The sequence below is a fragment of the Kordia sp. genome (genome assembly GCF_022447245.1).
Classification (GTDB): domain Bacteria; phylum Bacteroidota; class Bacteroidia; order Flavobacteriales; family Flavobacteriaceae; genus Kordia.
The window spans coordinates 1-22,539 of record NZ_JAKVBC010000055.1 but is presented as its reverse complement, the minus strand read 5'-3'; the positions used below and the strand labels follow the sequence as shown (position 1 = coordinate 22,539).

General features: G+C 33.4%; 21 protein-coding genes and 1 pseudogene. 15 read left to right on the top strand and 7 right to left on the bottom strand.

Annotated features, from left to right (window positions below; translation table 11 throughout):
• Nucleotides 1-491: 491 nt before the first annotated feature.
• Nucleotides 492-893, top strand: a complete 402-nt coding sequence (locus tag MK119_RS22990) for a LytTR family DNA-binding domain-containing protein (RefSeq protein ID WP_290683844.1) — start codon at nt 492-494, stop codon at nt 891-893.
• A 43-nt stretch (nt 894-936) separates the two neighbouring features.
• Here the strand turns inward: MK119_RS22990 and MK119_RS22985 are convergent, their stop codons facing one another.
• On the bottom strand, nt 937-2,580 hold the full coding sequence (locus MK119_RS22985) for a T9SS type A sorting domain-containing protein (RefSeq protein ID WP_290683842.1): 1,644 nt from the start codon (nt 2,578-2,580) through the stop codon (nt 937-939).
• A gap of 241 nt (nt 2,581-2,821) precedes the next feature.
• Between MK119_RS22985 and MK119_RS22980 the strand changes: the two genes are divergently transcribed.
• The 9 genes from MK119_RS22980 to MK119_RS22940 all read left to right on the top strand — a co-directional run bounded on the left by MK119_RS22980 (nt 2,822) and on the right by MK119_RS22940 (nt 10,526).
• Nucleotides 2,822-3,250 (top strand): ABA4-like family protein, encoded by a 429-nt coding sequence (locus MK119_RS22980; RefSeq protein WP_290683840.1) that lies wholly within the window; start codon nt 2,822-2,824, stop codon nt 3,248-3,250.
• Entirely contained in the window at nt 3,247-4,047 is an 801-nt protein-coding gene (locus MK119_RS22975) for a hypothetical protein (RefSeq protein ID WP_290683838.1), read from the top strand. Before MK119_RS22980 ends, MK119_RS22975 begins: the two co-directional genes overlap by 4 nt.
• Before the next feature lie 6 nt (nt 4,048-4,053).
• Complete coding sequence (locus tag MK119_RS22970; protein ID WP_290683836.1) at nt 4,054-5,118, top strand: histidine kinase; 1,065 nt, start codon at nt 4,054-4,056, stop codon at nt 5,116-5,118.
• Between the two features lie 2 nt (nt 5,119-5,120).
• On the top strand, nt 5,121-5,891 hold the full coding sequence (locus tag MK119_RS22965; RefSeq protein WP_290683834.1) for a LytTR family DNA-binding domain-containing protein: 771 nt from the start codon (nt 5,121-5,123) through the stop codon (nt 5,889-5,891).
• A gap of 41 nt (nt 5,892-5,932) precedes the next feature.
• On the top strand, nt 5,933-6,259 hold the full coding sequence (locus MK119_RS22960) for a hypothetical protein (RefSeq protein ID WP_290683832.1): 327 nt from the start codon (nt 5,933-5,935) through the stop codon (nt 6,257-6,259).
• A 105-nt stretch (nt 6,260-6,364) separates the two neighbouring features.
• On the top strand, nt 6,365-7,453 hold the full coding sequence (locus MK119_RS22955; protein WP_290683830.1) for an SGNH/GDSL hydrolase family protein: 1,089 nt from the start codon (nt 6,365-6,367) through the stop codon (nt 7,451-7,453).
• A gap of 85 nt (nt 7,454-7,538) precedes the next feature.
• Nucleotides 7,539-8,819: a hypothetical protein gene (locus MK119_RS22950; RefSeq protein ID WP_290683828.1), complete on the top strand. Its 1,281-nt coding sequence runs from the start codon at nt 7,539-7,541 to the stop codon at nt 8,817-8,819.
• Complete coding sequence (locus MK119_RS22945) at nt 8,809-9,975, top strand: glycosyltransferase family 2 protein (protein WP_290683826.1); 1,167 nt, start codon at nt 8,809-8,811, stop codon at nt 9,973-9,975. The genes MK119_RS22950 and MK119_RS22945 overlap by 11 nt, the downstream gene beginning before the upstream one ends.
• Nucleotides 9,976-10,055: 80 nt before the next feature.
• Nucleotides 10,056-10,526 (top strand): hypothetical protein, encoded by a 471-nt coding sequence (locus MK119_RS22940; protein WP_290683824.1) that lies wholly within the window; start codon nt 10,056-10,058, stop codon nt 10,524-10,526.
• Here MK119_RS22940 and MK119_RS22935 read toward each other — a convergent pair whose 3' ends face one another.
• On the bottom strand, nt 10,527-11,195 hold the full coding sequence (locus tag MK119_RS22935) for a class I SAM-dependent methyltransferase (RefSeq protein WP_290683822.1): 669 nt from the start codon (nt 11,193-11,195) through the stop codon (nt 10,527-10,529). It lies immediately after the preceding gene.
• A 165-nt stretch (nt 11,196-11,360) separates the two neighbouring features.
• Here MK119_RS22935 and MK119_RS22930 point away from each other — a divergent pair.
• Nucleotides 11,361-12,089: pseudogene (locus MK119_RS22930) on the top strand (DUF4272 domain-containing protein).
• Nucleotides 12,090-12,093: 4 nt separating this feature from the next.
• Here MK119_RS22930 and MK119_RS22925 read toward each other — a convergent pair.
• The 3 genes from MK119_RS22925 to MK119_RS22915 are packed head-to-tail and all read right to left on the bottom strand — an operon-like array spanning nt 12,094 to nt 15,922.
• Nucleotides 12,094-14,451 carry a TonB-dependent receptor plug domain-containing protein gene (locus tag MK119_RS22925; protein ID WP_290683820.1) on the bottom strand — a complete coding sequence of 786 codons (2,358 nt, stop codon included), beginning with the start codon at nt 14,449-14,451 and terminating at the stop codon, nt 12,094-12,096.
• A complete protein-coding gene (locus MK119_RS22920; protein ID WP_290683818.1) occupies nt 14,452-15,360 on the bottom strand; it encodes a FecR domain-containing protein in 909 nt (302 codons plus the stop codon).
• 52 nt (nt 15,361-15,412) lie between these two features.
• Entirely contained in the window at nt 15,413-15,922 is a 510-nt protein-coding gene (locus MK119_RS22915) for a sigma-70 family RNA polymerase sigma factor (protein ID WP_290683816.1), read from the bottom strand.
• 190 nt (nt 15,923-16,112) lie between these two features.
• Here MK119_RS22915 and MK119_RS22910 point away from each other — a divergent pair, with 190 nt between their 5' ends.
• The 4 genes from MK119_RS22910 to MK119_RS22895 all read left to right on the top strand — a co-directional run bounded on the left by MK119_RS22910 (nt 16,113) and on the right by MK119_RS22895 (nt 19,282).
• Nucleotides 16,113-17,054, top strand: a complete 942-nt coding sequence (locus MK119_RS22910; protein ID WP_290683814.1) for a hypothetical protein — start codon at nt 16,113-16,115, stop codon at nt 17,052-17,054.
• 152 nt (nt 17,055-17,206) lie between these two features.
• The gene (locus MK119_RS22905) at nt 17,207-17,806 is read left to right on the top strand and encodes a methyltransferase domain-containing protein (RefSeq protein ID WP_290683812.1); all 600 of its coding nucleotides are present in this window, start codon (nt 17,207-17,209) and stop codon (nt 17,804-17,806) included.
• Between the two features lie 91 nt (nt 17,807-17,897).
• Nucleotides 17,898-18,704: a DUF6503 family protein gene (locus MK119_RS22900; protein ID WP_290683810.1), complete on the top strand. Its 807-nt coding sequence runs from the start codon at nt 17,898-17,900 to the stop codon at nt 18,702-18,704.
• Between the two features lie 2 nt (nt 18,705-18,706).
• Nucleotides 18,707-19,282: a DUF2911 domain-containing protein gene (locus MK119_RS22895; protein ID WP_290683808.1), complete on the top strand. Its 576-nt coding sequence runs from the start codon at nt 18,707-18,709 to the stop codon at nt 19,280-19,282.
• A gap of 388 nt (nt 19,283-19,670) precedes the next feature.
• Here MK119_RS22895 and MK119_RS22890 read toward each other — a convergent pair whose 3' ends face one another.
• Nucleotides 19,671-20,507 (bottom strand): DMT family transporter, encoded by an 837-nt coding sequence (locus tag MK119_RS22890; protein WP_290683806.1) that lies wholly within the window; start codon nt 20,505-20,507, stop codon nt 19,671-19,673.
• Nucleotides 20,508-20,614: 107 nt separating this feature from the next.
• A complete protein-coding gene (locus MK119_RS22885) occupies nt 20,615-22,378 on the bottom strand; it encodes a DUF4157 domain-containing protein (protein WP_290683804.1) in 1,764 nt (587 codons plus the stop codon).
• Nucleotides 22,379-22,539: the final 161 nt, after the last annotated feature.

Below are 22,539 nucleotides of genomic sequence, written 5' to 3'. Positions count from 1 at the left end.
GACATCAAGGAATCGAAAATCAAATACCTGTTAACAGGTATTTGATGAAAAATAAACAAGTAGCTTGATATATGATTATTCACTTAACTTAGCGTAAAATCTGTCCTCTAAATGGGGGAATGATCACTCTATTATTGATTTTATCATGAGCTTCATTTTTTAAATTTTTTTCAACCTCTATTCATAGAATTCTTTTTGATTAAAAAACGTTAACATATAATTAACAAGAAAAAACATATTTTTTTAATCAAAATTCAACGCTTATTTCAAAAATTCAACGCTTATCAAATAATGTTGCATCGTAATATAAAAGTAACTTCTTTTAATACACAAAAACAACTCACAACGGCCAAATTCCCCACCACTTAAAAGAGTATTTACTTGATTATCGAGATGTAAATACTTCGAGGCACGCCTCACTTTTTTAACATGATTTCTATACAAAACACCTTGCGGGTTTAGCCCAAGGTAGTTGACTAAAAATATATTGCATGATGATTCAGAAAAACAGAGAACAAAGGGAAAAAATTATTGAAAACAAAGACTATGTACGCATCGGAAGCAAACACCAAGGAGTGTATATATTGAAAACAGAAATTGTATATTTAGAAGCTTGCAAAGGATATGCTTGGATATACCTAAAAAATGGGTTGCGAAAGCTGAGTAGTAAATCTATTGGAACTTATGAAACACTTTTTTCAGAAGATAATTTCATGCGTATTCACCGTTCGTATTTAATCAATCTTTCATATTTAAAATTATTGGAGCCTAGCTATCGTTTAGCTTATCTCAAAGGAGAAATAGTATTGCCTATAAGCCATCGAAAAAATCGTTTCATTCTAAAAATGATGGATAACAAAGATGCGGATACACCGTTCAAAATGGCAATGTAAATACACAATCATATTTGTACAGTCCAAAAAGGTGTGATAATAATTAATTAACGGTTAGTCTTTTATATGAAGTTGCAAATTGATTGATAATTTTTACAACATACTGTCCTGTGGCCCAATCAGAGACATCAATCGTTATTTGTAGCTCTTTAATCTTCTCTTTATCGTATACTTTTTTTCCAGTGAGATCATAAATTAGAAGTCTTGAATTGCTCAGTAATTCCCATTCAATAGTAACGATGTCGGTACCTGGATTAGGATATAAAGAAGCATCCGTTAACAAAAACGTTTCATCTCCAAGTGTTGAATCTGTGATATTCATGTTTTTAAAGCTTAGCATTCCAATACCATTTTGATTAACAATAAAAGGAGTATCATTAGGATTATGTCCTAAATACGATAGCTTAGGATTTTCTTGAGTAATACTGTCTGATAAATTAAGAATTACAGTATTTCCAGAAATAATTCCATCCGTAATTACAATGTCATCAGCGCCTTCTATCCAAAAATCATTTTTTACACCATTTTGCCAAGTATATAAGTCAGATGCTGGAATTAAATCAAACTTAATTTGATTTCTTAACGAATTTGAAAAGCGTACATTCTCAATATTTGGAGAATAAATACCGCTATCATCGCCTGAATTATAAAAATCGTACGCTACTAAATTGTATAAGCGCGAAGCTAAATTTTCATACCCATTTGTTTCATAATAATGGCAACCATCAAAACCTTTAACGATGGCATTAGAAGAGATAATCTTAGTTTTTGGAAGCGTTCCAAGTTGTCTAAGCGCTTCTGGAGTTTGAAAATACCTTCTGTAGTCAGGATGGTCGGCAATTTTACAACCATATCTAATTTGAAAAACATAATACTGATTCGGAGCATAATCTTCTTCCCAAGATTCATACAAATCATTAAAAATAGCCTTATAATGTACAATCTCTGTAAAAGGATTCGCCTCACCCTGAAACCAGATGATTCCGTTTACATCTCCTCTAGTTAAATTAGCATGATGATAGCTACTTAAAAGCTGTCCATAGTTGGTGCTCATATCAGTAGTGTTTTCATGATTTCTTAGAAAATAAGCAATAGTTCTACCACCTACGCCACCGTTTAATAATAAAACAGGGACATTTTGATTGGCTACTATTGAAGCTGCAAATCGGTATCCAATTCCTCCAAATGTGTAAGGGTTTGGATTGGTACTCCACTCTTGCGTTTCTAACAAATAGGTTCTAATAAAAGTATTCTCAAAAGGAAATGGCGCATTAAAATATCTATGTCTAATGGCATTAGATTGACCAGTAACGATATAAATATCACCTGCGACTACATTAGAAGCTTCTCGTAGTATTATATTGGTGTCCGTTTTTAATTTAAAACTATATTGAAATAAACCAGCAGTAATATTTTCAGAAAATTGAAAACTAGCCGTAGTATTGTCATATGATAAAGGATGTTCTACACTTTCAATAAGTACATCATCCTTGTAAATTTCTAAAATGAAAAGCGAAAAACCACTAGAAATTTCAACATCTCCGGAGATAGTAACCGTTCCAGTATTTGTACTTGTATCTCTTTTGTAGAGTTGAAAATCCTCTGGAAATTCACGAATAGAAACCTGTGAAAAAGTGCAATACGGCAATATAACAAAGAGTAGCAGAATACATTTTGAAAATCTCATGCAATTGTTTTTTTGAAAAAAGTATGAAAGATTTGTCAAACTATCAAATTTCTGCCACAATGATATTATTTTGTTACATGTTTAATAAGATTACAATACACTCTCAATTCTAGTGTATTACAATCTTCTACAATTCAATCTTCATTTGCGACAATTCAACAGAAAGTCATATCATTTTTAGAGAATACGCTTCATCTTTGAATCATCATTCAAATAAACGAACACTAAAAATCAAGAAATTATGACACCATCAGAAGTTTTTAAAATTGTTGGAATGCTCACCATGCCAATGTGGGTTTTGCTCATTCTGCTTCCAAAATGGAAAGTGACACGATTCCTAATCGACTACAAAATTATACCAATCATTCTATCAGTAATCTATGCCATTTATATTATCCAAGCGTTAATTGTAGGTGGCATGATGGATTTTGGAAGTTTAAAATCGGTAATACAATTATTCACAGTAGAAAATGCAGTGCTTGCAGGTTGGGTTCACTATTTGGCATTCGATTTACTCATTGGAATGTGGATTGTCAATCAAAACAGAACTTTGAAAATTCATCCAATCATTCTAGCACCTTGCTTGTTAGGAACATTTCTATTTGGTCCTCTAGGGTTTTTAGTCTTCATGATTATTAGAACAATTACACTTAAAAATTCAAAAGCATGAGACTTGTAAAACACATTTTCAACACGGTAAAAAAGGAAAGTCCAATACTACATGCAATTGTACTCGTACACTTTGTATTTGCACTGGTTTGTATAGTTGGAATTACTATAGACGAACGAACACTTGCAGGAATAAGTGTGTGGATAAAACCCTTAAAATTCTGGATTTCAGGCGGAATTTACATTCTAACACTGGCTTTTTTCATTACTAAATACCCGTATTCCACAAAAAAGAAAAATGTCATTAGAAATATTGTGGCTTGGACATTATTGCTAGAAACAGGTATCATTTTCTATCAAGCGGTACGAGGTGTACGCTCACATTACAATCAAGATTCTATGTTTGACGGAATGCTGTTTGCCGCAATGGGAATTTTAATTGGAATCAATGTATTAATAATGATTTGGCTTGCTGTTGATGCTGCTCGTTTAAAACTAAAAGTAGCCAAATCTATTCAAGTTGCTATCTGTTTTGGTTGGATTGTTGTAATTATTGGAAGTTGGGTTGGTGGACAAATGATTGGACAAATGGCACACAACGTGAGTGTCGCTGATGGAGGTGAAGGGTTACCTATCTTAAATTGGAGTACTGTTGCAGGCGATTTACGTGTTGCACACTTCTTAGGATTGCATGGCATTCAAATAATTCCGTTATTCGCATGGATACTTGCTAAAAAGTGGAATACAACAACACGTAATAAAGTAATAGCAGTATTGTTATTTGGCTTGCTATTTTCAGCATGTATCGCATATGTATTTTATCAAGCAAAACAAGGAATTCCATTGATTAAACTATAAATAATCATGAAACTTTTCAATAAAGAAAAAAGGTTACAATACATTGGTTTCAACGATATTTGGTTCGTTGTGATTGGTGTTTTTATTTTAGGTTTTGTTACTGATTATCTCTTTACCAATTCGTTTGCACGTTATCCTTTTTGGAAAGCTGTAGCATTCTGGAGCATCTCATTCTGTTTTTCTATCGTGAATTGGTGTGTTATGCGTATGTATTTTATTTTTTTGCGAAAGAAGCTACCAAATTTAGAACAAGTAGGTAAGCGGGCCTTAATTTTATTTTTAACAATTATTATCTCAGTGACTACGATTGATGCTTTGGGAGGAAGTATTGTTGCTCATATACTTGATGAAAACTATTATTTTACTGAACGCTTTCATGTCTTATTACCCATTATTATAATTAGTACAATGGTAATGGCGATTTACGAAGCAATTTTCTTTTACACTCAACTTAAACAATCAATTCGAGAAGAAGAACAAGCAAAACAAATCGTAGTGCTAGCGCAATTAGATGCATTGCGAAACCAAGCGCAACCACATTTTTTCTTTAATAGTCTAAATACCTTGCGTGATATTATTGACCAAAACTCTAAAGAAGATGCCAAACAATTTGTAGACAAACTTTCGGATGTATACCGATATATTTTAGATGCTGGCGATGCGAATGTAATTACACTTCGAGACGAACTTAAATTTGCTAAGGCATATATTCACGTTCAAAAAGAACGTTTTGGACCAAACTTAAAGCTTAACTGGGAATTGCCCGAAGCTGCTTTGGATCGAATGATTGTTCCAATGAGCTTACAATTATTACTCGAAAATGCGATAAAACACAACGTTATTTCACGCTCAAAACCTTTGACAGTTACAATCAGTATTGAAGATGATTATTTAGTAGTACATAACAAAATTCAACCAAAATCTACACAATTACCATCTACGAAATTGGGTTTAATAAACATTGAAAAACGACACGCGTTGATTTCAAAAAAACTACCAAAAATTCAAAACGATACAAAGGAATTTATTGCAAAAATGCCATTGCTAGATTCCTCTGATTTAAAAGCTTAATTATGAATGTACTCATTATAGAAGACGAATTTCGTGCAGCAAATCAGTTGCAAAATATGCTACAAAAATGCGGTTTTCAATACAATTTAATAGACACTATTGATACCGTTGAAGATGCTGTACAATGGTTTCAAACCAACGAAATGCCCAATCTGGTTTTTATGGACATTCAATTGGCAGATGGGTTGAGCTTTGAAATATTTCAAAAAGTTGAGGTCGAAGTACCGATTATCTTTACAACGGCATTTGATCAATATGCAATTCAGGCATTCAAGGTAAATAGTGTTGATTATTTATTGAAACCTATTAAGGAAAAAGATTTACAAAAAGCACTGGAAAAATTCAACAAATCCAACCAATCACAGCACATAGAAACATCGGTTTTAAAACAATTATTAACAAGTATACAATCGCAAACCGAAATCAAAAACACCAAAAAACGCACTGGATTATTAGTAAAAGAAGGAACAGGTTTTGTGCAAATCAAAATTACCGATGTATTGTATGCATACTCAGAAGATAGTATCACATTTGGTGTCACTGAAAAGAAGCGTTATGTCATTGATGAAACAATTGATCAACTATTCAGTACGCTTAATCATGATGAATTTTACAGAATCAATCGTGGACAAATTGTAGCCAAACATGCTATTCAAAAAATAAATCCGTATTTTAATCATCGTGTAAAACTAACAGTTTCTAGAGAACGCGATCAAGAATTCATCGTAAGCCGACAAAAAACAAGCGATTTTAAAGCGTGGATGAATCAGTAAATTATAATTTACCATAGAAGATGACAAAACTAAATATTCTTATGATAAGTATTGTAATTATTTCACTTTTTGGTTGTAATTCTGGAGTCATTGCAACTTTTCATATTTCAAATATAGATATGAATCAAGTAGAAGTACCATTGCGGTTAATTGTTAATAAGGATACTATTTTTGATCAAAATGCAAAATATACAGATATAAGACCTGATTTACAGTATACAAAATATGCAAAGCTTACAAAGGGAATGCATGAAATCATTTTTGAAGTTGCAAATACAGGATTAAAAAAAGAAGAAAATATAACGTTTGATAAAAATAAATGGATCTTTTTATCATATACAGTTGATCGTTATAAAAAACCTAATTAGATCCTTCATGTCATGGAAAACCAACCAAGACATCAATAGAAAATTGATAATATTCATCCTAACTAGGATTTACATCAAAATATAATTGGTATTTTCGTCTTCGTTATGCCAAAAAAACTCAAACTTATACTCATCAACATTGTCATTTTATTAATTGGCGTGCTAATTATTGAACTTTGCTTTGGTGGTTGGCTGAGTAACAGCAATCAACTGAGTAATTTGGGAATTATCAAAGATGTCAAATTCGAATTTGACGTAAGCTATTTATACCAAAGAGACAATCCAATAATTACGTATACCAGAGACAAATATGGTTTGCGTGGCGTTTCAACCTATAACGAACCTGAAAAAATAAACATCCTTACTGTTGGCGGAAGTACAACCGATCAACGATATTTAGACGATTCCCAAACATGGCAAGAAGTATTAGAAAAAGAATTACAACAAAACGGAAAACAGCTTTATGTTTCCAACGCAGGCGTTGATGGGCAATCTACGTATGGACATCTAAAAAGTACTGAAATTTGGTTCCCAAAAGTTGAAAAACTAAAACCAGAAATCATCTTATTCTATGTGGGAATTAATGATTTTTTCACGATCAATGGCGATTCTAAATATGATAATATTCAAGAATTGGAAAGTCGCGGATTCAAAAGTCAAATCAAAGACAAATCGGTGCTGTATAATGCATATCGAAAATTAAAAGGCATGCAAAAAGCGACCAAATTTGAAGTTGGACATCGCAAAATAAATTTCGCAAGAATACCTTATACCAAAGAAGAAGTTGTCAATGAAAAATTGCTTGAAATTTATGGGGAAGCCAATCTAAAAGGATTCAAAAGACGTATCCAAAAGCTTGTAGATTATACAAAGCGTATGAATGCCATACCAATTTTCATTACCCAACCAACATTGCATTACAAAATTAGAAATGGCGTTGTTTTTGGGACAGAAAACATACAATATCTGGAAGACAAATACGCGTACAATGGTGTTGGATACTTAAAATTGCTCAACAAACTCAACGATGCTATGAAAGAAGTGGCAGGATCAACATCTGTAATTGATTTAACTAATGACGAAGATTGGAATATTATAGATTTCTACGATTACTATCACATGACACCGACAGGTGCGAAAAAACTAGGTGAAAAAATCTATCAAAAACTTTCAACCTTTGATGTTTTAAAATAAAACGATACCATGTCTTTGCGAGGATTTTTTGTATTGAGCGTAGTTGAAATGAAAAAATATAAATACTTTTACCAAAACGAAATAGGTGAAGTGGATCCAACAAAAAAGTAACGTGGCAATCGGAATTTTATTCCTGATCACTTTTGTTGTGGTGCTTAACTATCCAGTTGCATTTTTTCCAGATTCTCAGGGTTATATTGATATGCACATTATCCGCACGCCAGGCTATCCATTATTTCTACAACTGATACAAACGATTTTTGGAGATTATTATGAAACAGCAACGGTAATTGTTCAAATATTATTTGGTTGTTTTAGTGTATACTATTTCATTGATAAATTACGATCAAATAAGATTCTAAATGAGTTTTTTAGTGTTTGCTTTGCCTTTACTTTACTATTGCCTTTCTTGGCAGGTTTAAAGATAGCCAACAACATCCTTACAGAATCTATTTCGTATTCGTTATACCTAATTATTGTAGCAAAATTCATTTCGTTCTTTATAAATAAACAAGTAAAAGAACTCTATTATTCGTTGCCGATTTTAGCATTTTTACTCATTACGAGATATCAATTTGTATATCTAATTCCAATTGCTTTAGGGCTAATTTATTGGATAAGCTATCAACAAAAATCATTTAAAAAGCATATAGTTATTATCACATTATTCATTACGCTTCCGCTGATAACTTCCTTAATTGATAGAACCTATCACAAAGTAGTGCATGGCCATTTTGTAAGTACACCATGGACAGGAATGAATATGATTACAGCACCTTTTTTTGTGTCTGATGCAGAAGATGAAGCTCTTTTTGAAGATCCAATAGAAAAGGCATTCTTTCATAATACACATGACGATTTGCTAAATGAACTTATGAATATCAACAATGTAGATTTGACTGTGTTTCCTACGCCGACACAATTTTATATTGGAAGATTTGCAGATATTACCATGGGACCAATTTATAGAAATGGCGATGCAGTATTAGATGCATCATTGACGAAACATGAAAAATTTATCGAATTGGATAACATGACGTCAAATATGGTAAAACCATTGATTTGGGATAATTTTTCGAAATGGAAACGAATTTACATTCAGAATGCAATTCATGGTTTTGGCGGTATCAAAAATGTCATGTTATACGTGTTGATTGCCTTAAGTAGTTTATTCTTTCTGTGGAAACGAGATCAAATAGAATATAAAATAGTAGGATTGAGTTCGCTACTGCTTATTGCGAATGTACTCATTGTTGCGATTGGAATGCATGCGGTTATTCGTTTTACTTTTTATAATGATTGGGTCATATTCTTGACTATTTTTGTATTATTGAATTCGCTTAACAAAAAACTGTATGAATCCTGAATTATCCATTGTAATGCCTTGTCTCAATGAAGCAGAGACTTTGGAAATCTGTATCAAAAAAGCACAAGGTTTTTTTGAGAAACATCAAGTAGATGGAGAAGTTGTCATTGCCGATAATGGAAGCACGGATGGTTCGCAAGCTATTGCCGAGCGATTGAACGCAAGAGTAGTTCCTGTAGCAGAAAAAGGCTATGGAAATGCGCTCAAAGGCGGTATCAAAGCTGCAAAAGGAAAATACGTCATCATGGGCGATGCAGATGATAGTTATGACTTTTCAAAGCTAGAATTGTTTCTAGAAAAACTACGAGAAGGATATGACTTAGTGATGGGAAATCGTTTCAAAGGCGGCATCAAAAAAGGAGCGATGCCTTTTTTACACAAATACTTAGGAAATCCAGTATTGTCCTTTATTGGAAGACTCTTTTTCAATATCAAAATTGGTGATTTTCATTGTGGATTGCGTGGATTTTCTAAAGAAGCGTTTTACAAAATGAAACTAAATACTACGGGAATGGAATTTGCTTCTGAAATGATTGTAAAATCAAAACTCAACGGATTAACATTTGCTGAAGTTCCTACCATATTACATCCCGATGGACGTTCGCGTCCGCCACACTTAAACACATGGCGCGATGGTTGGAGACACTTACGTTTCTTGCTTTTATACAGTCCGAGGTGGTTGTTTTTATATCCTGCATTTATTTTGATACTTGTCGGAACCATAGTATCCACTTTGCTGATTGTAAAACCACTTACTTTTGGCGGAATTGTCTTTGATGTACATACACTTTTATACACCGCTGGAGCTGTAATTGTTGGTTTTCAATTCTTGATGTTTTATGGCATGACAAAAATCTTTGCGGTTGAAAACGGATTGCTGCCCAAAAGTGATCGATACAGCAAACTATTCAAAATCTTTACACTTGAAAAAGGATTAATTGTAGGCTTTTTGACTTTTGCCTTAGGAGTTTATCTCAGTATTTCAGGATTTTTAGATTGGAAAGCTACAAGTTTTAGCGATTTAAAACCTGCGGAAACACTTCGTACAATCGTTCCGGCTGTATTCACAATCATGCTAGGATTACAAATCATTCTTTTTAGTTTTTTCTTTAGCATCTTAGGACTGAAACAACATATTAAGTCTGATAAAGAATAGAAACGTATACATTTTGTATACACTTACAGTGTTTTATGCTCTAAATTGTTTCTTGTAAAGAAAAGTTTATAACTTAGAATATGAACTCATATAGCAAGAAATCAAAAGAAATTAAACATCAATCGGTTGCAAGTGTACTTTCTAAGCAACAATACGATCATAATGAAACATTTCAACTAGTAGACAATCGAACAAAATCAATAACACTTTCTTCATCTAAAGTAGTTCAACGAATGCCTCCTAAATATAAAAAGGATCAAAAAAAAGCAGATAAAGCGATGGCGGCAGGCGATAAAAAAACAGCAATTAAAGCAAAAGAAAAAGAACTTAAAGGTAGAGCGGAGTTAGATGCTGAAAAAAGAGATCCCAAACATATAAAGCATACTGCTAAAGAAAGAGGTAAACTCGAAAGGGAGAAAGCTAAATTAGCCCTTGAAGAGAAAGAAAAACGAGATGAAGGAATGAGAATCAAAGTACCTACGAAGCCGATGAAATTAGATGAGAAAGGAAAACCTATGGTTTCTTTTTTAGATAAATTAAAAGGAAAATAATCAAGAGGTTTTTATAATACTCACAAACTGATACTTTCCTTTAAAAATATACTTCATTAACGGAAGATGATTATATAAATAAATAGGACAAATCGATTTGATTTCTTGAAGCTCTTCTGTAGCTAAAACAGCTTGAAATCGTTTCTTTGAAAAATAGCGCTTCGGAATGGAAACTCCATAGCCGTAATTTCCAATAATATCTGCCAACTGTAATAAAGATCTTGAGAAAAAACCATATTCAAAATGATCTTTAATAATAATAAAATTGGCAACACGTTTCGCTTCTTGCAACAAACGATTCATATTTTCTGCATCATGATGCAATACATCACTAAACAAAACTACATCGTATGACTTATCGGCAAATGGAAGCCTTTTTCCATCAAATTCAGTATAGTTTTCCCAATTTTTAGTATTCGGATAAATATCAACACCTGTACACTGAATATTTGTTCCTTTTTGGCCCAAAATATTTGTAATCGTCATATCGCCACAACCAATATCTAACAAGCGAATTGTATCTTTTTGATCAATAGCTAAAGCCTGAATTTCTTCAATAAAAAGCGCACTCAGAATATCAATTCTGTTACTATGTGAAGCTTTTTTATGAAACTTAATCAAAAGCTTATCCAGCACACTTTTTTTATCTTTTGCTAACGGAGAACTCATGTATTATTTTGTGTATGGCGTAAAGATAAGTAATATAATACCACCATATAAAAGTTACGATGTATGCTTCTTATTTTATTGTATTTAAAGCTATATTTACATATAAGAATCTAACTTCATCACAATCAAAATTTAAAAGAGAAGTTCATGAGTTTTTTTTAAAGAATATTTGGAAAGAAAAAATCAAAAGAAGCTGCTGCTGAAGCTTTTTCTCAACATAATTTACATCAAAATATTCCAGAAACACGTCAAAAATCATTAGCCATTTGTTCTGAAGCGGGATTTCAACCAGCAAGTTCACTTCCAACAGGTTGGGATACAAAACCAAGACCTTCTCTAGAAATTGCAGGAAGATTGCATGCTATAAAAGCAATGGTTTTATGGGTAATGGTTCCAGTCGAAAATTTGCTAGATTCTAAAATATTGAACTTCATTGATAGTCATAAACTTGAACAGTTTATGACAGATGACGAATTGGTTATTTTCAGAGCTTCTAGAGATGATGAACAATTACGCAATTCTATTGGTTGGAAATTTGAAAATGCTTGGCCTTTAGCTTGGTATTTTGGATACAAAGAACCCGAAATTGATGGAGCAATGATGTCGGGAGAACAAATGCAAGAACTTTTACAGAATTTTACATGCTCGCTAGATGATAATCTGAAAGAATAGACTTTACAACAAACTACTCAAACAACAGAAAATATAATTCAAAAAGAAGATTTATTTTATTGTTTACATAATGCAGCGCGAAGTGCTCAAATGGGCAGAGATACTGTGCCAGATGAATTTGATCCTATGGCAAACGGAGGTGTAATTCATGAACGTAGGCATTCGTTAACTTGGATGCTCTCTTCTGGTACAGATTGGGATGACACGGATTTGAGTACGTAAAACATTAAAATTCCAATCGTACCATAAAATTAGGTGTTCTTCCCAGCGAAAGTTTGTCTATAGTACGCAATTGAAATTCGGCAGTTTGCGTGTTTAGAACGACACGATAATTTCGGTTTAAAATATTCTTCTGATTATACATATTCAATAAAGAAACCCCAAAAGTTGCTTTTAAATCGTTGTTTCTAAAAGGCTTGATTTCATATTTCGCAGAAAAATCCAAACGATGATATGGTTGCAAACGTTCTGCATTTCGTTCACCATATACTATCGTAATATTTTCTGCTGTGTCACCTTCCAAACCAGTAGCCAAAGTATATGGACGCGAAGTTCGGTAACGCCAACCAAGCGACAATTCCAAATCACCAAATTTTGCCGATTGCACGAAAGATAAATAGTGTCTGATATCGAAATTTCCATCAAACGGATTGGTATTGTTTAAGTTTTCAAACTGAAATTTGTTTTGCGTCAGTGCGTAACTCACCAAACTCGTAAAATTGTAAAAACGTTTTTTGACTAATATATCCAAACCAGTTACAGTACTTTCACCAATAGAAAATCCAGTAGTTTCTATATCAAAACCGCGTGTCAGTGAAGTAAGATTGTTGATTTTCTTATAATAGATTTCTGCATCTACATTCCAAGAATCGTATTGAAAGTTTCCGCCTAAACTTATTTGCTCGCTTCGCAATACTGGAATTTCATCATCTGTAGCAACCCAAACTTGATTTTCTAATCCAAAGCTCTGTGTTTCAAACTCTGTGATCTGACTGATAAACTGATACTGTCGTTCAGCAGAAAAAACCGTGTTAAATTGATCGTTTAATTTTTTGGAAATATGAACACTTGGTTCAAAGAAAAACGTACCGAGTTCAGTCGCATAATTTCCGCGAATACCTGTAAAAATGTTCCAACCATTTTGTTTCCAACGATGTTCACCAAAAATGGCGTGAATCGTATTTTTTGCATTTTCAGAATTCACCAAAAAATCGGGATCAAAAATTACATCCGATTGTCGTCCAATAGTATAATCTAGCTCATTTAATATGAGTTCGTAACCACCAATAAATTGATGCTGCTTGTTCAACGTATATTCCGCTTGCGCGTGCAATCCAATTTCAGAAACACCATTTTTCTTTATCGTTTTGTAATCGAATAAGTTTGACAATAATTCTTCTCCCAAATATTCAAAATCATATTGTGAGGTTGTCAAATTGAATTCTGTTGAAAAACTTTTGTCCCAAGTATGATTCCAAGAAACGCCAATTCCAAGATTATCAATATACAATTCGTCATCTGTACGACGATTAATTTCATCAAACTGAGACACAAAATCGAGTTCGTTTTTTGAAACAATCGAGCTTACTTCAAGCGTACTATATTCGGAGAGTTCTGCAATAACTTTGGCTGTAAAATCAATAAAATAAAATGAATTATTTGTGAGTGAAAGCACATCGCTAAACGTTCCAGAATTGTCTGTGATTTTTGTGTTTTGAAAAATCTGTTCTGAAAATTCGTCAAAAGTTACCGTTTCAAACACATCCGAATACGAACGACGAAACGAAGCAATAACCGCTACTTTTTCTCCGATAGGTTGTTGTACAAAAGCATCTACATAAATCATATTTGCGCCCAATCCGACTCTGGTTTTCTTGGGAATTTTAGAATAGGATTCAATATCAACAACGCCCGAAATATGATTTCCATATCGTGAAGGCGCTGCATTTTTGTAGATGGTGACATTATCAATTAAATACGGATTGAAGGAAGAAATCATTCCAAAAAAGTGATCGTATTGATACATTTTAATGCCATCCCAAAGGATTAAATTTTGATCTGGAGTTCCACCGCGAATATTCAATCCTGTTGAGGTTTCGTCAGGACTTTGAATGCCTGGAATTAACTGCACACTTTGCATAACATCCGATTCTACAAAGCCAGGCAATACTTGAAACTCTTTTGGTTTTGCTTTAATAGCGCCATCAATAGTTTTAGAAAATCCTGTGGTTAAATACTCAGAAAGCACCACTTCATTTAAGTTGATGGTTCGTGATGCTATATTTCTGCTTTTCTTTCTTCGTTTTTTTAGCACATAAGAAGTGGGACTAATTTTCCGAAATGTGAGTGTTGTTTGGTTAGAAATAGCATCAAGTGTTCCCTGAAGTGTATCAGGAATTTCTTTGAGTGTAATTACTTTACCTTTTACAATTTTAGAATTGTATGAAATACTGACTTGAAAGTGTTTTTCAATATCAATTAGGACTTTTTTTAAGGGTGTTTTGTCGTAAGAAGCGTTTTGCTCTTGTGCATGTACGACTTTAAAGCATACAAGTAAAATATACACTAAATATGCTTTTTTCATCTACTTTTTGGAGAGCGTCACAATGTTAGTATTCAGTTCATAATCAATATCCATGGCTTCAAATACTGTTTGTAGTGCTACATCCAAGCTATCATTTACAAAGCGACCTGTAAAGCGTTCTTCTGCAAAAACTTCTTTGTTTTTTATGGTGATTTTATATTGATCTTCTAGCGCATCAAGTACTTCTAACAGTGGCATTTCGGTAAAAGAACTCAAACCAGACATCCAAGTTTCCTCCGAAGTATTGAATGTCCAGTTGGTTACAGTAGCATTGTAGGTTCTCACCGCTTTTCCTTTGGTTAAAATGTGTGCTTCTTTCTTTGCATTTGTCACATTCACTTTTCCAGAAAAGCATTGTACTTCTAAAAAATTTGTATTGATGTCTACGTTAAATTCGGTTCCTAAAACTTCTACAGTTCCTTCGTCTGTGATGACTTTGAAAGGAGAACCTTTGGTCACTTTAAAATAGGCTTCACCATCTAAATGTAGTGTTCGATCATTACTCCAACTATCTTTATCGTAATCTAGCGTTGATTTTGCATTCAATTTAACTTCTGAACCATCAGGAAGATTGATAGCGAGTTGTTGCCCAAAATCTGTTCGATGTGAAATTGTTGAGTTTTTCAGGAAAAAGTACAGTCCAAACAAAATAATTACAGAAGCGGCTGCTGTATACACATAACGGAATTTTAGTTTTCTAACTTTCGGTTGTGCTGCAATTTTCTCTTTGATTTTTGCCAATACAGCCTCTTCATCATACGCAGGATCATTTAATTTTTCCGTTGCGTTGATGATTTTAGAATAGGTTTTATAAGCATCTGTTTGCTCAAAAACATGCTTTTCTTCGGGAGACAATTCTCCACTAAGCCATTTTGCTAAATCAATTTCTTTATGTTCTTCACTATTCATGATCGCGCTCTTATACTATAGACAACTCAATAGTTGTTTGCCCTACCTTATTTTAAATATCTCCAATTTCTTTTCGTAACACTTTTAGTGCATTGTGCATACGTTTCTCTACGGCTTTCTTTGAAATGTTAAGAAATATTGCAATTTCACTATATGTTTTTTTGTCAATTCTGTTCAATAAAAATACTTCACGTTGTTTTTCAGACAAACTAGCGATGGCATTTTCTAATTTTTGTAAAAACTCTTTTTCTTCAAATAAAAACTCAGGACTCTGTACATCTACTTCTGATTTTTTAGTTTGCTCGTGTTGCAATACTATTTTTTGATGTTTTACGACATTTAAAAAAGCATTGTTGGCAACTCTTTTTAGAAAGAATAACGCATTCGAAAAAGGAATCTTGTTACAATTATTCCAGAGTTTAATATAGGCTTCTTGCACCAAATCTTCAGCCAAGTTTGCATCGCCACATTTATAATAAATATAGTTACGCAACGTTCTTGAATGCATTTTAAAAAGTGCATCAAAGTTTTTGCTTTCACAAACCGATTTTTTGGATTTCAAGATGTTGTTAGTTAGTTTGAATTTTTATACGATCCAAAATTATGTAAAAAAAAATTAACCGTTAATATGTTGAAAATCATATATTTAAAAATTTAATTTCTAATTTTATTTTTGCAAAGGTAGGGCGAAGATATATCCAGTTGTCTATAATTCGTAAACCCAAAAACAAACAAATCAAAACTAAATATCTATGAAAAAATTTCTAAAATTCTCATTGATTCTTGCATTGGCTGTTTTTACTTTTTCTTGTAGTAATGACAATACTGATGTAATCCCAGAAGACACACAAGCAAACAATGAAGTCAAAGCGACTATCAAGTCAAACATGACTAACTATGCTCGAAGTGCAGCAACTAGTAATCAGGCAGAAACTATGTTTCAAAGTAATAATGAAAATAGTGACATACTTGAAGAATGCTTCACAATAAATTACCCTTATTCTGTTATGAATAATAACGAAGTGGTAACGGTTAATAGTGATCAAGAAGCACAAGCGTATGCAGAATTAGGGTATATTTTAGTATTTCCTGTAGATGTAACTACAGGTGATGGTGAAGTAATAACTATCAATGATGAGTTAGGCTTTATTGAACTTTTAGAAGAGTGCTTTGGAGACATACCAGGAGATGGTGGTAACCCAGGCGGAGGAAATAACAGTGGTGGAGAACCAGGCGATCCTTTCGAAAATGACTGTTTTGAATTCAACTTTCCTTTAAGTGTTGAAACTATAGATGGAAATACAGTAGTTGTAAATGATGAGTATGAATTATTTACAATAGAAAATGCAATCGGATTTGTATATCCAATTTCAGTAACTACAGAAAATGGAGTGGTAACCATTAATGGTGATGAAGACTTTGACGCTTTATACAACGATTGCTATGATATTGATCCATGTGATGACTGTGTAGACAACTGCTTCGAAATTGTATTCCCATTAACGTTAATTGATGATGCAGGAAATGTTACTACAGTAAATGATGAAGATGAGTTCTTAACATACTTAGATGGACTAGGAAACGAAACATTCTTTACAATCACGTTCCCAATGACAATTGAGTATGAAGATGGAACACAAGCAACTATAAATAACGAAGATGAGTTAATAGCGGCATTTGACGCTTGTAATTAATAAGGTTTAGTTACAACATTATAAAACATACGTTTTAAGCCCAACGTAACGTTTTTTAATTACTCAAGAAAAACCCTTGTTTCGAAAGAAGTAAGGGTTTTGTTGTTTCTTAAAATGAAATTCTTTTTAGAACTTTACAAAAAATTCCTGCTATGAATTCAGAAGAGCTAAAAGAATATTGGTCACAACGCTATAAAGACGAACGTACAGGTTGGGATACTGGTTCGCCATCTACGCCTTTAAAAATGTATATTGATCAACTTGTGGATAAGAATCTAAAAATTTTAATTCCTGGAGCAGGAAATGCGTATGAAGCTGAATATTTAATTTCGAAAGGATTTACCAATGTATTTATTTTAGACATTTCTGAAATTCCTCTACAAGAATTTCAAGAACGAAACCCAAAATTTCCTTCAGAGCAGTTATTATGTGATGATTTTTTTACCCATGAAGGAACGTATGACTTAATTATAGAACAAACTTTCTTTTGTTCGTTCCCTCCATTGCCCGAAACTCGAAAACAATATGCACAACACATGACTTCATTGTTGAAGTCAAATGGAAAACTGGTAGGTTTGTGGTTTGATTTTCCACTCACAGGCGATATGGAAAAACGTCCATTTGGAGGAAGCAAAGAAGAATATTTACGCTATTTTGAACCGCATTTTAAAGTGAAAACATTAGAAAAAGCGTATAACTCCATTGCTCCAAGAGCAGGGAATGAACTTTTTGGGATTTTTGTGAAAAGTTAAATTTTGTTAAAAAAGGAAAGGACTTGTAATTAATTCGACAAATTCACCAATTAACAGAATACCTAACAAAACAAACCTAACACTAGTTTTCATGAAAACTACGCAAACACTATTGTTTATCACGCTGTTTTTTAGTTTGATAGCATGCGATTCCAAAGAAAAATCAACAGCACAACAAACAGCTGCTGTTTCAGAAACTACTCCAAAAGAAACTCCGAAAACTGCAGACAAAGCTTCACAGATTATTCAAGAAACCATCAAAGCACATGGCGGTGAATTGTACGATCAGGCCAATTACCAATTTGTATTTCGTGACAAGGAATACAGTTTTAAGAATGATGGAAAAAACTACACATATACTGTAAAAAGTACCAAAGATGGTACCACCACAGAAGACATTTTAGAAAACGGAGCATTTTCACGCCAAGTAAACAAAAAACCTATTGAACTTACTGAAAAGAAGAAAAATAGTGCAATAGGATCTGTAAATTCCGTGATTTATTTTGCCACTTTACCACATAAATTAAACGATGCAGCTGTCAACAAAAAGTTTGTAGAAGAAACAACGATAAAAGGTCAAAAATACGATGTATTAAAAGTGACATTTAATGAAGAAGGTGGCGGCGAAGATCATGATGACGAGTATCATTATTGGATCAATCAAAACACAAAAAAAATAGACTACTTAGCATATAATTATCAAGTAAATGGTGGCGGTGTTCGTTTTAGAAGCGCCTACAATACGCGCGTTGTTGATGGAATTACATTTCAAGATTACATTAACTACAAAGCGGAATTAGAAACACCATTAAAAGAGTTGCCAGCTTTATACGAAAAGGGAAGTCTAAAAGAACTATCAAGAATAGAAACAGAGAAAGTAATCAATTTAAAAAAGTAATCATGAAAAAAATCGTCATGTTGCTCGCATTTTTTGCAGCAGTAAGTACCGTAAACGCACAAAAATTCTCAAAACCAGGAAAAAGTCCAACAGATATTGCACATTATCCAACAAATGCTCCAAAAAGAGCCTTTGCTAAAACAGCTGAACAAAAGAAATCTTTAGAGCCAAAAATCAGAGTGATTTATGGAAGACCTTATAAAAAAGGAAGAGAAGTTTTTGGAAGCTTATTAAAGTATGGAAAAGCTTGGAGAGTTGGTGCTGACGAATCTACTGAGATTTTATTTTTAACGGATGTTATGGTTGGAAATACAAAAGTAAAAGCAGGCCGTTATTCTGTGATTATCATTCCAACAAAAGACTCTTGGACATTAAAGATTAATTCAGAAAATGACGGTTGGGGAAATTACTCGTACGATGCGTCTAAAGATGTGGCAAGTATTACAGTACCGACACAAAAAAGCGATAAAGAGATAGAGCAATTATCAGTTGTTTTATATGAAAAAAGTACAAATGTTGTACACTTAAAAATAGGATGGGATACTACAGTTGCTGAGTTTCCAATCACATTAAAGTAATTACAGAAGAAGCAATTATTCAATTTTAGTTTAGATTTTTAATTGAATTTAGAAGCACTTATGAAGACTCGTAAGTGCTTTTTTGTTGAAAGATACTTAACATAATTATCGAGATGCTATTGAAACTTAGTTTTTCTTAATGTTCTCGATTGCGTTCCTTTAATTTGAAGATGCAACAATGTCATTTATGATACGTCATTGCGATATCCAACTTGATTGGAGAGTGGCAATCTTTTATTTCAAAGCACGAATACGTTCTACAATACACAGATTACCAAGTCGCAAGCTTCTCGTAAGGACATATCATAAAGTCATATTTTAGTAAAATCACTTGCTTTTGTCATAGAAATCGAACAGATAACTTTATTTTGTTATGTTCAACAAGGGTTTATTTAGCAGCTTTTGCATAGGTATTCAACGTCAATCCAATAACAATTAAAAGAATACCCAATAAACTCCAAAGCGTATACGATTCATTGAACCAACTGAGTCCAATGAGCATGGTAAAAATGACTTCGATATATTTTAATGGTGCAGCTTTATTGGTTTCAGCGAGTTGCAACGCTTTGGTCATATACATTTGTCCGACATATCCAAAAACTCCAAGGCTTAATAACAATGCCCATTCCCAGCCTACAGGTGTTTTCCAATACGGAATGCATAAGATTCCGCCGACTATTAAAGCAATTACCATAAAATAATTGACTACTACAATAGGATGATCGTCCGAACCAATTTTACGAATAATGATAAATACCAAACCGCTAAAAAACGAAGATGCTAGTATCAATAAAAGTCCTGTCGTATTAATTTGCGCATCAAATCCTTTCAAAATCACAACACCACTAAAGGCAATTAGAAAAAATAACCATTGTATCGGTTTGATTTTTTCTTTGAGAATAAACAATGCAAATACTGCTGCAAAAATAGGAGAGATATAGCGTAACGAAACTGCCGATCCTATAGGTAAATATTTTATTGACATAAAAAATAACGACATCGATGTTACCCCAAAAATACCACGAATTGCCAGAAGTGTTCTTTTATTTCCTAACATGGAAATATTAAGTTTTAGCAATAAAGGAATGGTGAAAAATAAGGTTCCAATAGATCTGAAAAATACAATTTGATACGCATCAAAATCGCTCAAATACTTTACAATTACATTCAAAAAAGCAAAGCCAATGGCGCTGATGATCATGAATTGAATGGCTTTTTTGAGCATGAAGTTTGTGATGTTTTTTGAAGCTACAAAAGTAGTTCAAATAAATTGAGCACTCTTTTATATTTCCATAAAAAATGTCAGCTTTTGGGTATCTTTAAAATGATATATTATCGCTTCGGTTTGCCTTTTCCTTTGCGAGATCTTCTTGCCATTGGCGGAGTTGTTTGAAAATGATTCCCATTTACATGATAGATAGACAATCTGGTTCCCGTTCCGCCAAAATTTTCTGGAGGAATCATTCCTGGATAAATAATCGTTATTGGATTTTGGATGTGAAGCACATTTCGTATAATTCCAATGATTTCTGGAGAAGCCACTAACATAGTTCCGAACGCACCTACTTGTTCTCTAATACGCATTAATTCTCCTAAATTAGGTTTGCGACGTCTGGCAGCTCTTGAAATAGCATTGATCAAACAATTATTCATAGTAAGCAACCTATTCGCATCTATTTCTATTCGTGAAGTCATATCTGTCACCAACCCACGTCCTTTAGGCGCTGCGGGACTATATAAAGGTTTGGTTCCAGCAAATAACTTAGCAAAGGACATTGCTTTTTTGTTGGCTTCTACTTTCTTTAAAGCCTGATACAGAAAATAACGCCCGCCTTTACTGCCTTTCATCAAGTCAGATGCAATGGCAGCTAAGGCTTCTGCTATAAAGCGATCCATTTGCATTTTTTTTCCTTTGCGTAGAAAGAATCGTAGCATTTGTAGTTGCCGTAGTCTTATATTTTTGTATTTCTGAGCATCGAGTCGCGAACTTAGTTTTTTCCAGTTGTATTCCTGACTCGTGCCTGCACGTTTGTATTTTTTATTAACGATTTTTCGTTTTTTAGGCGATTTAGAAGTCACAGGATTTAGCGGAGTTGCGTATATGTCTTTTGTGCCAGGATTGTCAAATTCAATTTGATGTCCGCCAAGATCTACACTAAATGGCAGGTGACTGTAATCGTCGCGCTTGTTTACTTGCCTGCCAAAGCGAATACCGTCAAAAATATCAACTACAGGAACCCCAGATTTGTTTTTCTTTTTATCGCCACGTTGTAAATCAATACTACTTTTTTTTCGTTTTCCAATAGTTTTTGACAAATCGAGCATGTCTTCATCTTCAGAATTCCAACCGCCCAAATCATCTGTCTGTGAATAATCGGTACTTGTTGGGCGTAAATCAGCAGGCACATCAATTGAATGTGCATTACTTCTTTTACGCTTGCTTCGTGCTCCAGGTTTATTCCAAGCTTCTACCAAACCCTTACGAAGATGGAATGGATTTTTTTTGTTTTTCACATAGGCCTCTACTTCTTCTTTTGTATTTCCAATGCGCAAATCATGTGCTAAGATAAATTTTGACGCATGCGATTTTAGAAACTGTATTACCGCTTGCAGTTGTATGGCATTGGCACGATATGATCTTTTAGAAGGTCTTACAGAAATAGCTTTCCGCTGCAATGCTTTTGTACTCATAACATCGGCTTCTTTTTCCAATGCGACATTGTCATTTATTTTAGCGCCATTTACTGTTTTTGTAGCTTGCACACGTCCTTGTTTTTGTTGTACGACATGCCAAGCCTCATGTGGCAAATGTTTTTCTTGTCCAGCAGCAACATGAATATTGGTTCCTTGTGCATATGCATGTGCATTGAGTTGCGCAGGTTTGGAAGAGTTGTAATGCACTTTTACATCATCTAATGAATGTCCAGAAAGTTTTTCGATTCCCGATTTTAAATTATCTGGTAGACCAGTGCTATTTTTTTGCTGAATAATTGTTGTCGAACGATTGTCTTCAAGTGCTTTGCCATTGGTTTTGATATGTGCAACAGAAGTTTGTTGTGTTGTATTTTTTGTTTTTTTAGTATGCGATTGTTCCATGATTCTAGTATTGTAATTTATAGTAAGATGTCGTCTGTGGCAACAATTACAGGACCTTTTGCTCCTGAATAGTCTAAAGCAGAGCAATAATTATGATTGTGTATGTATTGCTTTAAACGTTCTAAATACGGATCATAATATCCAATATGGACTTCTTTTCC